The following is a 12,340-nucleotide window of genomic DNA, read 5'->3' on the forward strand; positions in this document are numbered from 1 at the left end:
GAACGCGCCGCTCGTGGGCGGCATCGCCGCCGGGCGGGCCGCCCCGGCGGCCCTCCGGGCAAGCAGCGCCACGGCTCCGCGCCGCCGCAAGGCGCGCCGCGAGCGGGTGGGACCGGCAACCAACGGCCCACCCGTGCGGAGTCCTACCCCGCCACCGGCTCCAGCACCTTCGCGCCCGTCTTCTCCCGCAGCTCCTCCTCCGTGACGCCCGGCGCGAGGCGCACCAGGCGGAGGCCCTCCGGTGTCACGTCCAGCACCGCGAGGTCGGTGATGATCCGGTCCACCACGCCCGCGCCGGTCAGGGGCAGCGTGCACGTCTCGACGATCTTGGGGCTGCCGTCCTTCGCCACGTGGTCGGTGATCACGATGATCCGCTTGGTGCCCGCGACCAGGTCCATCGCGCCGCCCATGCCCTTCACCAGCGCGCCGGGCACGGTCCAGTTCGCCAGGTCGCCGTTGGCGGCCACCTGCAGCGCGCCGAGGATCGCGAGGTCGATGTGCCCGCCGCGGATCATGGCGAACGACGTCGCCGAGTCGAAGAAGCTCGCGCCGGGCTGGACGGTCACCGTCTGCTTGCCCGCGTTGATCAGGTCGGCATCCTCCTCGCCCTCGAACGGGAACGGGCCGAGGCCGAGGATGCCGTTCTCGCTCTGCAGGGTCACCCGGACGCCGTCCGGGATGTGGTTCGCCACCAGCGTGGGGATGCCGATGCCGAGGTTCACGTAGTCCCCGTCGCGCAGTTCCGCCGCCGCCAGCGCGGCCATCTCGTCGCGGCTCCAGCCCATGGTCACGCCTCCGTCCCGGCGAGCGCCCGCGGGCGCACCGTGCGCTTTTCGATCTCCTTCTCCCGCGGCGTGGCGACCACCAGGCGGTCCACGAACACGCCGGGGGTGATCACCAGGTCCGGGTCGACGTAGCCGTCGAGCAGGACCTCGGTCTCCACCACGGTCACCCGGCCGCAGGTGGCGACCACCGGGTTGAAGTTGCGGGCCGCCATCCGGTACACGAGGTTGCCCTCCCGGTCGGCGGTGTGCGCGTGCACCAGCGCCAGGTCGGCGACGATGCCGCGCTCCTGCACGTAGGTCTCGCCGTCGAACTCGGCGTGCGGCTTGCCCTCGGCAACGGGCGTGCCCACGCCCGTCTTCGTGTAGAACGCCGGGATGCCCGCGCCGCCCGCGCGCATCCGCTCGGCCAGCGTGCCCTGCGGCGCGAACTCGACCTCGACCGAACCGTCCAGGTACTGCTGCGCGAACAGCTTGTTCTCCCCGACGTAGGACGCGATCACCTTGCGGACCTGCTTGTTCTCCAGCAGCAGCCCGAGGCCCTTGCCGTCCACACCCATGTTGTTCGACACGATCGTCAGGTCGCTGACCCCGGCTTCGCGGACGACCTCGATCAGGTCGTAGGGGATGCCGGACAGACCGAAGCCGCCGACCGCGATCGTCATGCCGTCTCGCAGCGCGCCTGCCATCGCGTCGGCGGCCGCGCCGAACACCTTGGACACGTGAACTCTCCTTCGAGCGTCCGTGGGATGAGCACCTGCCCGCAGTCAAGACGACCTGGGGAAACCCGGTCAAGCGCGCCTTCTGGATCTCTCGTCAGGTGAACGACTCGAGGCATGGCGTTCACTGAGTGGACGTACCATGGGGACATGCCGCCCGCCCACCTGATCGGCCGGGCCGCGCTGGTGCTTCGCGCGCTGTCCGCGGCCGGCGAGCCCGGCGCGTCGACCTCCGACGTGTCGCGGCTGACCGGGCTCGCCCGTCCGACGGTCCACCGGCTGCTGGCGGCGCTGGCCGACGAGGGGTTCGTCGACCGCGACCAGCGCAACGGCCGCTGGTACCTGGGCCCGGAGCTGTACCTGCTGGGCGAGTCGGCGGCCGCGCGCTACGACGTGACGCAGCACGCGCGGGCGAGCGTGCACAGGCTCGCGGCGGCGACCGGGGAGAGCGCGTTCTTCTCCGCCCGGCGCGGCGACGAGACGGTGTGCCTCCTGCGCGAGGACGGCGACTTCCCGATCCGGTCGTTCGTGCTGTACGAGGGCGCGCGGTTCCCACTGGGCGTGGTCTCGGCCGGGCTCGTCGTGCTGTCGCTGCTGTCCGACCGGGAGATCGACGACTACCTGGCGCGGGTCGACCTGACGGAGCGGTGGGGCGAGGCGCACGCGCCGGGGCCGCTGCGGGAACGGATCGCCGAGACGCGGGAGCGGGGGTACGCCGTCAACCCGGGCCTGGTGGTCGAGGGCAGCTGGGGCATGGCGGCGGCGGTGTTCGGCTCGGCCGGGGAGCCGGCGTGGGCGCTGACGCTGACCGGGGTGGAGTCCCGCTTCCGCGAGCCGCGGCGCGCGCAACTGGGCGCGCTGCTGCTCAAGGAGGCCCACGCCCTGACGACGACGCTGCGCGCGGACCGGCAACGCGGCGGGCTCTGACGCGGGCGCCGGTGTCCGGGTGTCGCAGGTCGGCAGGGGCGGCCCTTGATGAGCCGCCCCTGCCAGGCCTCAGCCGCGCGTCACCGGTCCAGCGTGCGCAGCGCCCGCTGGTACAGCCGTCGCGCCTCGGTCAGGTTTCCGTGCGCCTGGTGGTCCATCCCGAGCGTCGTCAGGCCGGCCGCGGACACCTCGGGCGCGCGCCGGGCCAGGTGGCGGACCACGTACTCGGCGTCGCGGCCCGCTCCGCCCACCAGCATCGAGCTGAACGAGTGCAGGAACGGCAACCCGACGAAGTACAGGCCGGGCACCGGCGTCACGCCGCGCTCCTGCTCGGGGTAGCCGTCCTCGCCGGTGACGGGCAGGTCGATCCAGCCGTAGTCGGGGCGGAAACCGGTGCACCACACCACGTTCGCGACATCGAGCACCCGCCCGTCCGCCAGCACGGGCATGCCGTCCCGGACGCCGGTTGTCTTGTCGACGACCCGCTCCACACCGGCCTTGCGCAGGTCCTCCTTCTTGACCCGGATCAACGGCCCGCCGTGCCCGCGCACCTCCTCGCGCAGCTTGCGGCCCACCGACCGGTTCACGGTCAGGACCCGGGTCGCGGCGAACCACAGCACCCGCAGCGCCACCGACGCGACACGGCTTTCGAAGTAGAACGGGATCTCACCGGTGTCCGTGCCGGACAGGATCGTCGGGTGCTCGCGGGCCACCTCGTAGGCGATGTCCGCGCCGGAGTGGCTCGCTCCGACCACCAGCACCGGCCCTGGCCGCAGCTGCGAAGGGTTCCGGTACTCGCTCGAGTGCATCTGGCAGATCTCCGGGCTCAACTCGCCCGCGAAAGCCGGGACACGCGGGACGCCCCACACCCCCGAGGCGACCACCACGTTCGCGGCCTCGAACCGCTCATCGCCCGCGGTCACCACGAACTCTCCGTCCTCTTGCGACAGCCGGTCCACCCGCGTGCCGCAGCGCACCGGCAGGTCGAACCGCCGCGCGTAGGCCTCCAGGTAGTCGGCCATCTCGTCCCGCGTGGGGAAACTGCCGGGTGGCGCGGGGAACCGCATCCCGGGTAGCCCGTCGTAGCGCGCCGGGCTGAACAGCCGCAGCGAATCCCAGTGCCGCCGCCACGAGTCGCCGATCCGCTCGTGCGCGTCGAGAATCACGAACCGCCTGCCGTCGCGGGCCAGGTGGTACCCGGCCGAGAGCCCGGCCTGCCCACCGCCGATGACCACCGTGTCGAACCTCATCGTCCACCTCCTGTTTCGAGGAGACCGACGCTAGGCCGCGGCGCGCCACGGGAACTTCGGGCGAACGACCCAATTCCCGCCGCCGGGCATGGGTAGTTCTGCCCAGTCAGCCGATCCGGTGCTGGAACGCGTACGCCGCCGCCGCGGTCCGTGAACCCACCCCGAGCTTGGCGAAGATGTTGCTGACGTGCCGCGCCACGGTCTTCTCGCTCAGCACCAGCTCCCGCGCGATACCGCGGTTGGTCGCGCCGGCGGCGAGCAACCGCAGCACCTCGGTCTCCCGCGGGCTCAGCAGCGACGCGCCGCGGCGGGCGTCGCGCACGCGGGCCAGGTCCGGTTCGGCGCCGAGCCGCGCGAACACCTCCGCGGCCGCGTCCAGCTCCACCTCGGCGGCGTCCTCGTCGCCGAGCGCGCGGCAGGCCAGCCCGACGAGGCACCGGGTCCGCGCCGCCTCGTAGGGCGCGTCCAGTTCGCACCACAACCGCAACGCGGTCCGCAACGGCGGCAGCGCCGCGGACTCGTCACCCGCGGCGAGGTGCGCCGCGCCGGTCGCGCCCGACGCCAGCGCACGCAGGGCGGGCGTGTGGAACCGGCCTGCGATCGCGGTCAGCTCGGCCGCCGCCGCCCGGGCGCACTCCGGGTCGCCGTTGCCGATCGCGGCTTCCACCTGCGCGGGCAGCAGGCGGGACCGGCTGATGTCGTCCTCGGCCTCGGCCAGCGCGCGGCGCAGGGACACGTCCGCCGTGTCGGCGCGGCCCTGTGCCAGGCGGAGCAGCGCCAGGCCCGGCTGGACCTCCCACCCGCTCTCGCCGGCCCGCCGGTACGAGCGCTCGGCGTCGGCGAACTCGCCGCGCAGCCGGTGGATCTCGGCGAGCTGGTAGTAGGCCATGCCCGCGACCACGTGCCCGTACCGCTGGTCCAGCCGCGCGCACGCCGTCCGCGCCTCCCGGACCGCGTCCGGCCAGTCGCCGACGAGCTGCAGCAGCTCCGAGCGGTGCACGCGGCAGATGCCCGAGTAGGCGCCGGTGAACTGCGGCATCGCGTCGCACCAGGCGTTCACCGCGGCGGTCCACTCGCGGGCGCGGCCCAGCTCGTGCACATCGCGGCAGGCGGCGATCATGCTGCAGTACATCCACCCGGTCACCTGGGAGGAACACGCGCCCGCGGCGATGTCGAGCATCGCCTCGTCCAGCAGCGCGAGCCCCTCCTCGACGCGGCCCTGCGCGAGCCGGGCGCGGCCCTGGACCTGCACCCCGATGGTCACCAGATCCCGGTCGCCGCACCGGTTCCCCAGCTCGACGGCTTCCGCGGCGGTGGCGAACGCGGCGTCCCCGGTCTGCCGCTCGGCCTCGCCGATCAGCAGGTAGCCGCGCTGCGCGCAGTCCGGGTCGTGCGCCAGCAGCCGCGCCGCCCGCGCCATCCAGCCCTGCGCGCGGGAGAACTCGCCCTGGAACGCGCACACTTCGCGCAGCCAGAAGGCGCACCGCACGGCCCGGCCGATCGCGCCGGCGTGCACGTGCTGCTCGTAGCAGCGGCGGAACGCGTCGGCGGCCTCGTCCGGGCGGCCCAGCAACAGCGCCAGCTCGCCGAGCCGCTCCAGGTCCGGCAGCGCGAGCGGGGTTTCCCGGTCGGCGGCGGCCAGGGTGTCGCAGGCGTCGGCCCAGGCCCGCCGGTCGTAAGCCGCGCCGGCCCGTTCGAGCAGGACGCGCGTGTCCACCGGGTCATTAAACGCCCGCGATGTCCTTGTCACCAGGCCCGTCGGTCAGGCGGCCGCGCAGCTTCGCGGGCGCGACGGCGAGCCACCCGTCGGTGAGCGCGTCGCGCAGCGCGGTGCGGGACACCTTCCGCAACTGGACGAGCACCGCCGCGTAGCCGTCGAAGTGCGGGATGGTGAAGAAGGCGTCGGGATTCGCCGCGAGGACTGCTTCCTTCTCGCCGAGGTCGTCCACGCGGATCGCGAGGATCGGCCCGTCCGGCGGAGTCTCGTCGCCGAACCGGCGGAGGTCGGCCTTGCTGAACGGCCGCACCCAGGCGAACGCCTTACCGGCGACGAACCACGTCTGGTGACCGTGCCGCTCCCCCTCGGTCACCTCCGGCAGCTCGGAAACCAGCCGTGCCACGTCGCCGACAGTCGCCATCGTCGAACGGTACCGCTCTCACGGCGCGCCCGGCAGCTTCCGCCGCTCGAAGCTCTCGCGCAGGGCGGCGCGGCGGGCGTGGCCACGCTCGTACAGGCGCCCGAACACGAACGCGTCGGTCACCGAATCCCCCGTTCGCTGCCGGAGGAGCTCGCCCGCGCTTACCAGGTCGTGGTACTCGCCCAGCTCGCTCTGCACCTCCTTGACCGCCCGCCGCCACGAGCGCACCCGCTTGCCCAGCAACGGTTTCGCCACATCGGCCGCGTACCGCGCCGCCTTCGCCTTCTTGCGCACCTCGTGCAGGGCGGAGTCGGGGTCGCGCGCGTCGCGCACCGCCTCCGCCGCGGCCGTCAACCGCCGGTTCGCGCGCCGGAGGGCCTTGCGCAGCTCGCGGCGCCCGGACTCGGCGGCGGTCGTCAACGGCGGGTCGGCCACCCACTCGTCGAGCGCGCCCAGCAGCCGGGCGTAGCGCTCGCCGGTCAGTTCGGCGAGCAGCGCCTGCCGGTCCCGCTCGGCTGCTTCGTCCAAAAGCGACACGAGTGTGCGGCGGGCGTGCTCGGTTTGCGGCTCGCGCGGGAGGTTCGCGAGCTCGGCGAGCAGGGTTTCGCGGCGGACCTCACCGTCCCGCGCCGGGGACAGCACCCGGCCGGCCCACTTGAGTTCGTCCGCCAGCGCCTTGGCCCGGTCACGCACGAAGAGGCGCCGGTAACCGCGCAACGCGCTCCGCAGCCGCCGCATCGCGACGCGCAACTGGTGCACCGCGTCGTCGTCGCCGCGCCGGACGCCCTCGTCGTGCCGCCGGATCGCCTCGACCTGGGTGCGCACGTAGGTCATGACGGTCGCCCCGGCGTTGCCCGGCTCGTCGTCGGCGGCCAGGTCGGCGGCGAGCAGGCGCCGTAGCTTCGACGGCCAGTGCGCGGGCCGCACCCCGCCCGCGACGAGGGCTTCGGTGAGAGTGTCGAGGAGTTCCGGTTCCGCGTCGTCGAGTTCGACCTCGAGTTCGCGCCAGTGGTCCAGGTGCGCCTGGTCGCCGGCGCGCTCGCCGTGGACGTGGTCGTCGGTCAGCACGGCCAGCCGCCGCCCGTCGGCGTCGGTGAGGTCGTGGGTGAAGCGGTCGACGCGGAGGCGCGCGATCTCGACGAGGTCCGCACCACCGGTCCACTCGCGCGCGGCGTCGGCGAGTTCCGGCGGCAGCTGGTCGCCCGGCGGCAGCTGGGTCTCCTCGCGGGCCCCGGCGGTCGCCGGGCGCTTGAGGTGCCAGCCCGCGTCGTCCCCACCGGTGCGGCGGCGCAGGGTCACGCCGGCGCGGGCCAGGCGGAGGTCGCGGGTGTCGTAGTAGGTGTTGTCGAGCCGGGACTCCCTCGGCGGGGACTGCTCCGCCACCGGACCCACCCCGGCCAGCCGCGGCACCGGCCGGCCGTCGTCGAAGTCGAACTTCCGCTCCCGCTCGGTGACCGTCTTGGCGCCCATGGCGAGGAGTTCCCGGGCGACGACCGGCGAAAACCCGCGTGCGGCACCAGCGGAGCGGCCATTGGCAGGAACCTCGCCTACCGCCGGCGGACGCCGGTGCAGGCGATCAGCTCCGCGCAGCCGGGCCGCAGGAACAGGACGAAAGCCCACACGCCGTCGGGGCAACGACCTGCCCGAGCGCCAGCTGCTCGTTGCCGAGCTGATCGAGGGCCTCGACGGTGTCCCGCAGATCCAAGGTCTCGACGCCACGCCGCTCGGTGTTGCGCAGCCGTGACCGGTAGGTACTCGCCAATCGGTAGGCGGGCACTGGACTCTCGTCCCAGACCCGGTACTCCCCGCCCCGCCGCAGAGCGAGCCGCGCGGCGCGGCAGGCCGCGGACGGCCGGTCGAGCAGCTCAGCCAGCGCTTCCCTGTCCAACCGCCCCTCCTCCCGTCGCGCCGGACGCTACCCGCCTACCGCAACCCGCCTGCCCGTTCAGCAGATCGCGTACACGTCCAGCACCACCGCGTCCGGGCGGCGCAGCGCCGAGCTCACCGCGACCACGTGGTTGAGCCACGCGTGCTCCGGCGAGTCCTCGGCCGTCTCGAAGGTGATCGCGGTGCGGAAGCGGTACGTGGACGGGTCCGGGCACTGTCCGGCGAGCAACGCGGTCATCACCTCCGGCGGCCCGTGCCGCACGCCCCGGCTGATGATCGACACCAGCAAACCGTCGTCGGTGCGGGCGGTGTAGCGCGCCTCGACGCGCACCCAGCCGCCGGTCTGCAGGATCTGCCAGTCCGCGCCGCCGGGCAGGACGTCGGCGGACAGCCGCGGGCCGTCGACGCGGCCGCCGGTGATCGGCACGACCCGGCGACGGCCGTGCGGGGTGCCGCCCAGGTCGAGCACCTCGTCCAGCGTCACCTCCGCCCTGGCGAGGAACTCCAGACCGGGTCGCGGTGGCTCGTACGGGGTCGCCATGACCCGGCAAACTATCAGGGATTCTGATCCAGAACAGCCGTCGCGCGGAGGACGAGGTCCCGCAGGTACCGGTGCTCGGGATCGTCGTCGTACAGCGGGTGCCACCACATCGCCTCGCGCAGCGGGCCGATCTCCAGCGGGCACGGCAGCGCGCGCACCCCCAGCTCGGCGGGCACCCCGGCGGCGAGCCGGCGCTGCAGCAACGCGACCCGGCCGGTGCCGCGGACCAGGCTCGGCACGGTCAGGAACGTCTCCGTCACCACCTGCACGTTCGGCTCGATGCCGAGCATCCGCATCTGACGCGCGGCCGGAGTGGACGCCGTCGGCCCGTGGTAGGTGACCACCCACGGCATCGTCTTCAACTGCTCGACGGTCAGCTCCTCGCCGACGTCCGGGTTGTCCCGCGACACGAGGCACACCCAGTCGTCCAGGTACAGCTCGCGGTAGGGCAGGTCGGTGATGAACCCGTGCGGCATCAGCAGCAGGTCGTGGTTGACCAGGGCCTGCGCCGCCTGCTCGACCAGCGACGGGGTGTTCGCGGTCAGCCGCAACCGGGTGCCGGGCGCCTCGGCGGCGAGCAGCGCGGCGATCTCCGCCCCCAGCACCGCGACGCCGTAGTCGCTGATCAGCAGCGAGAACTCGCGCGCCGAGGACGCCGGGTCGAAGTCCGGTTCGGCGGCGAACACCCGTTCCACCCCGGAGATCGCGACGCGCACCCGTTCCTTGAGCTGCACCGCGAGCGGGGTCAGCCGGTAGGAGTTGCCGACCCGGATCAGCAGGTCGTCGCCGAAGTGCCGGCGCAGCTTGCCCAGGTGCGCGGACACCGCGGGCTGGCTCAGACCCATCCGTTCGGCCGCGCGCGTGACGCTGCGCTCCTGCAGCAGCGCGTGCAGCGCGACCAGCAGGTTCAGGTCCAGGCTCGCGAGGTTCACCAGCGCAGGCTACATCAGCCAGGCTGATACCTCCCATAACCGATTTCGTCTTCCCTGATACCGCAGCGGTGCCCGACAGTGGACTCGTCGCTCAAGGAGGAACCGACGTGATCCACGACCGCACCGATCCCGAAGGCGCGATCGCCGCCGCGGCCAAGCGGTGCTCCAACTGGGGCCGCTGGGGAGCCGGGGACGTCCTCGGCACGCTGAACTTCCTGGACGAGGCCAAGCGCCGCGAAGGCGCCGCGCTCGTCCGGCAGGGCAAGAGCTTCTCGCTCGCGCAGCGGTTCGAGGCCGACGGCCCGCAGAAGGGCTGGCGCCGCCGCACCAACCCGGTGCACACGATGCTCGACACCGGCCTGGACGCCGAACGCGGCCAGGGTTTCCCGCACGGCCTCGGCGGCGCGGACGACGTCGTGTTCATGCCGCTGCAGGCCTCGACGCAGTGGGACGGCCTCGGCCACATCTTCGACCACGGCACCGCCTACAACGGCCGCCGCGCCGGCGACGTCGTGACCAGCGAGGGCGACCAGGTGACCGGCATCGAGACCACCGCGGGCCGGATCGCCGGCCGTGGCGTGCTGCTCGACGTCGGGCGCGCGATCGGTGAGGACGGCGAGCTGCCGGACGGGTTCGCGATCACCGTCGAGCACCTGGAGGCCACCATCGCCGCACAGGGCGAGACCGCCCGCGTCGGCCGCGGCGACCTGCTGCTGGTGCGGACCGGCCGGCTCACCCGCGCCCGGCGTGAGGGCTGGGGCGACTACGCCGGTGGCGACGCGCCCGGCCTGTCCTTCACCACCGCGGACTGGCTGCACGGCACCGAGATCGCCGGGATCGCCACCGACACCTGGGGTTTCGAGGTGCGGCCCAACGAGTTCGACGTCGCGTTCCAGCCGCTGCACCAGGTCTGCATCCCGCACATCGGCCTGTTCCTCGGCGAGATGTGGGACCTCGACGCGCTCGCCGCGGACTGCGCCGCCGACGGCGTGTACGAGTTCTTCCTCGCCGCCGACCCCATCCCGGTGACCGGCGCGGTCGGCGCCCCGGTCGCACCCGTCGCCGTCAAGTAGGAGTTGCCATGCCAGCCGTGAACAACGTCCTGGTGGTCGGCAGCGGCCTCGCCGGGACCGCCACCGCGATCGGCCTCGCCGCGCACGGCGTCGCGGTCGACCTGGTCGAGCTCAAGCCCGACATCGCCGCCATCGGATCCGGGATCACCTTGCAGGGCAACGCTTTGCGGGAGCTGCGGAACCTGGGCGTGTGGGAACGGGTGCGCGCCGAGGGGTTCGGTTTCGACAGCCTCGGCCTGCGCGCGCCCGACCCCGCGGGCACCCTGCTCGTGGAGATCCCGGACGCCCGCACGGGCGGGCCGGATCTGCCGGCCACGATGGGCATGCCGCGCCCGGCGCTGGCGCGGATCCTGCTGGAGCGCGCGGCCGAAACCGGTGTGAAGACCCGCTTCGGCGTCACCGTCACCGAACTGGAGACCGACGGCAGCGTGGTGTTCTCCGACGGCTCGTCCGGGCGCTACGACCTGGTCGTCGGCGCCGACGGCATCCGCTCGTCGGTGCGCCGCATGCTCGGCGTCGAACTCGAGACCCGCGCCACCGGCATGGGCATCTGGCGCGCGTTCGGGCCGCGCCCGGCGTCCGTCACGCGCACCGACCTGTTCTACGGCGGCCCGTGCTACATCGCCGGCTACTGCCCCACCGGGGAGAACTCGCTCTACGCCTACGTCGTCGAGGACGCGCAGGACCGCTCCGCGCTCACCCCGGACGAGCGGCTCGCCACGATGCGCGAGCTGGCCGCGGCCTACCACGGCCCGTGGGACGAGATCCGGGAGACGCTGACCGACCCGTCCCGCGTCAACTACACCTGGTTCGAGACCCACGTGCTGCCGCCGCCGTGGAACCGGGGCCGCGTCGTGCTCATCGGCGACGCCGCGCACTCCTGCCCGCCCACCCTCGCGCAGGGCGGCGCGCAGGCCCTGGAGGACGCCGCCGTCCTCACCGAACTGCTGCTCGCCGCCGACGCGCTGGACGACACGCTGTGGCAGGCCTTCACCGACCGCCGCTACGAGCGGGCCAAGGCCGTCGTCGACGCGTCCAACCAGCTCGGCCAGTGGCTCCTCGACCACGAACAGGGCGACGTGCCGGGCCTGATGGGCCGCGTCGCCGCACTCGTCACCCAGCCCGCCTGATCCAGGAGGACCCATGACCGACCGACTCATCACCCACCTGCGCCACGTCGACCTCGCGGTGCCGGACCTGGCCCGGCAGCAGGACTTCTTCACCGGAGCGTGGGGCCTGACCACCGAGCACACCGACTCCGGCATCGCGTTCCTGGCCGCCGAGGGATCGCCCGAGCAGTACGTGATCCGGCTGCGCCAGGCCGACGACAAGCGCATCGACCTGATCTCGTTCGGCGCCGCCACCCCGTCCGATGTGGACACCCTCGCCGCGCGATTGGCGTCCTCCGGCGTGCGGCTGGTCAGCGAGCCCGGCGCCATCGACACCCCCGGCGGCGGTTACGGCTTCCGGTTCTTCGACAACGAGGGCCGCACGATCGAGATCAGCGCCGACGTCGCCGTCCGCGCCCACCGCAAGGTCGAGGAGGGCGAGTCGATCCCGGTGCGGCTGTCGCACGTCGTGATCAACTCCGCCGACCCGGAGGGCACCCGCGCGTTCTACGAGAAGCACCTCGGGTTCCGGCTCTCCGACATCCTGATGCACCCGCGGATGGGCGAGATGATGTGGTTCATGCGGGTGAACTCGTGGCACCACAGCATGGCCATCGCCCGCTGCCCGCACCCGTCGCTGCACCACGTGTCGTTCGAGATGCGCGGCCTGGACGAGTACATGCGCGGCACCGGGCGGCTGCTGCGCGCCGGGGTGGAGAAGATCTGGGGTCCGGGCCGCCACCTGGCCGGGAACAACACGTTCAGCTACTTCCTCGACCCGCACGGCAACACGATGGAGTACACCACCGAGCTGGAGCTGATCGACGAGGACACCTGGCACCCGCACCTGTACGACTTCAGCGACCCCGAGGTGTCCGACCAGTGGGGCACGGCGAACGCGATGAACGAGTTCGTGGCCCAGAAGTCGTTCAACGACCCGGACAAAGGGCTGTTCGTCGCCCCGCCGGTGTGAGGAGGTCCT

Annotated in this window: 13 protein-coding genes; 4 read left to right on the forward strand and 9 right to left on the reverse strand. The window is 73.1% G+C overall.

Annotated features, from left to right (window positions below; genetic code table 11):
• Positions 1–143: 143 nt before the first annotated feature.
• Positions 144–785, reverse strand: coding sequence for a CoA transferase subunit B (locus AMY39116_RS0329370; protein WP_037323002.1), 642 nt, complete (start codon positions 783–785; stop codon positions 144–146).
• Positions 786–787: 2 nt separating this feature from the next.
• Complete coding sequence (locus AMY39116_RS0329375) at positions 788–1,504, reverse strand: CoA transferase subunit A (RefSeq protein WP_020421184.1); 717 nt, start codon at positions 1,502–1,504, stop codon at positions 788–790.
• A 147-nt stretch (positions 1,505–1,651) separates the two neighbouring features.
• On the opposite strand from AMY39116_RS0329375, the gene AMY39116_RS0329380 reads away from it, so the two are divergent.
• A complete protein-coding gene (locus tag AMY39116_RS0329380; RefSeq protein ID WP_027936316.1) occupies positions 1,652–2,428 on the forward strand; it encodes an IclR family transcriptional regulator in 777 nt (258 codons plus the stop codon).
• 80 nt (positions 2,429–2,508) lie between these two features.
• On the opposite strand, the gene AMY39116_RS0329385 is transcribed toward AMY39116_RS0329380, so the two are convergent.
• From AMY39116_RS0329385 to AMY39116_RS0329415, 7 genes are all read right to left on the reverse strand, one after another.
• Positions 2,509–3,678, reverse strand: a complete 1,170-nt coding sequence (locus tag AMY39116_RS0329385; protein ID WP_020421186.1) for an NAD(P)/FAD-dependent oxidoreductase — start codon at positions 3,676–3,678, stop codon at positions 2,509–2,511.
• A gap of 106 nt (positions 3,679–3,784) precedes the next feature.
• Positions 3,785–5,395 carry a LuxR C-terminal-related transcriptional regulator gene (locus AMY39116_RS0329390; protein WP_020421187.1) on the reverse strand — a complete coding sequence of 537 codons (1,611 nt, stop codon included), beginning with the start codon at positions 5,393–5,395 and terminating at the stop codon, positions 3,785–3,787.
• Positions 5,396–5,402: 7 nt separating this feature from the next.
• Positions 5,403–5,816 (reverse strand): MmcQ/YjbR family DNA-binding protein, encoded by a 414-nt coding sequence (locus AMY39116_RS0329395; protein WP_020421188.1) that lies wholly within the window; start codon positions 5,814–5,816, stop codon positions 5,403–5,405.
• Positions 5,817–5,834: 18 nt separating this feature from the next.
• Positions 5,835–7,286, reverse strand: coding sequence for a CYTH and CHAD domain-containing protein (locus AMY39116_RS0329400; RefSeq protein ID WP_020421189.1), 1,452 nt, complete (start codon positions 7,284–7,286; stop codon positions 5,835–5,837).
• Between the two features lie 106 nt (positions 7,287–7,392).
• On the reverse strand, positions 7,393–7,704 hold the full coding sequence (locus AMY39116_RS43815) for a hypothetical protein (protein WP_020421190.1): 312 nt from the start codon (positions 7,702–7,704) through the stop codon (positions 7,393–7,395).
• A 57-nt stretch (positions 7,705–7,761) separates the two neighbouring features.
• The gene (locus tag AMY39116_RS0329410; protein ID WP_020421191.1) at positions 7,762–8,244 is read right to left on the reverse strand and encodes a DUF3237 domain-containing protein; all 483 of its coding nucleotides are present in this window, start codon (positions 8,242–8,244) and stop codon (positions 7,762–7,764) included.
• A 14-nt stretch (positions 8,245–8,258) separates the two neighbouring features.
• Positions 8,259–9,176, reverse strand: coding sequence for a LysR family transcriptional regulator (locus AMY39116_RS0329415; protein ID WP_020421192.1), 918 nt, complete (start codon positions 9,174–9,176; stop codon positions 8,259–8,261).
• A 107-nt stretch (positions 9,177–9,283) separates the two neighbouring features.
• On the opposite strand from AMY39116_RS0329415, the gene AMY39116_RS0329420 reads away from it, so the two are divergent.
• The 3 genes from AMY39116_RS0329420 to AMY39116_RS0329430 are packed head-to-tail and all read left to right on the forward strand — an operon-like array spanning position 9,284 to position 12,331.
• Positions 9,284–10,249: a cyclase family protein gene (locus AMY39116_RS0329420; protein WP_020421193.1), complete on the forward strand. Its 966-nt coding sequence runs from the start codon at positions 9,284–9,286 to the stop codon at positions 10,247–10,249.
• Between the two features lie 8 nt (positions 10,250–10,257).
• Complete coding sequence (locus tag AMY39116_RS0329425; RefSeq protein ID WP_020421194.1) at positions 10,258–11,379, forward strand: FAD-dependent oxidoreductase; 1,122 nt, start codon at positions 10,258–10,260, stop codon at positions 11,377–11,379.
• A gap of 13 nt (positions 11,380–11,392) precedes the next feature.
• Positions 11,393–12,331: a VOC family protein gene (locus AMY39116_RS0329430; protein WP_020421195.1), complete on the forward strand. Its 939-nt coding sequence runs from the start codon at positions 11,393–11,395 to the stop codon at positions 12,329–12,331.
• The last annotated feature ends 9 nt before the right edge of the window (positions 12,332–12,340 follow it).

Origin of the sequence: Amycolatopsis sp. ATCC 39116, assembly GCF_000231075.2 — a bacterium.
Taxonomy (GTDB): domain Bacteria; phylum Actinomycetota; class Actinomycetes; order Mycobacteriales; family Pseudonocardiaceae; genus Amycolatopsis_E; species Amycolatopsis_E tucumanensis.

Coding starts and splice junctions, on each gene's coding strand:
- AMY39116_RS0329395 (WP_020421188.1), bottom strand. CDS start 5,816: ATGGCGACTGTCGGCGACGTGGCACGGCTGGTTTCCGAGCTGCCGGAG.
- AMY39116_RS0329385 (WP_020421186.1), bottom strand. CDS start 3,678: ATGAGGTTCGACACGGTGGTCATCGGCGGTGGGCAGGCCGGGCTCTCG.
- AMY39116_RS0329430 (WP_020421195.1), top strand. CDS start 11,393: ATGACCGACCGACTCATCACCCACCTGCGCCACGTCGACCTCGCGGTG.
- AMY39116_RS0329425 (WP_020421194.1), top strand. CDS start 10,258: ATGCCAGCCGTGAACAACGTCCTGGTGGTCGGCAGCGGCCTCGCCGGG.
- AMY39116_RS0329370 (WP_037323002.1), bottom strand. CDS start 785: ATGGGCTGGAGCCGCGACGAGATGGCCGCGCTGGCGGCGGCGGAACTG.
- AMY39116_RS0329380 (WP_027936316.1), top strand. CDS start 1,652: ATGCCGCCCGCCCACCTGATCGGCCGGGCCGCGCTGGTGCTTCGCGCG.
- AMY39116_RS0329410 (WP_020421191.1), bottom strand. CDS start 8,244: ATGGCGACCCCGTACGAGCCACCGCGACCCGGTCTGGAGTTCCTCGCC.
- AMY39116_RS0329400 (WP_020421189.1), bottom strand. CDS start 7,286: ATGGGCGCCAAGACGGTCACCGAGCGGGAGCGGAAGTTCGACTTCGAC.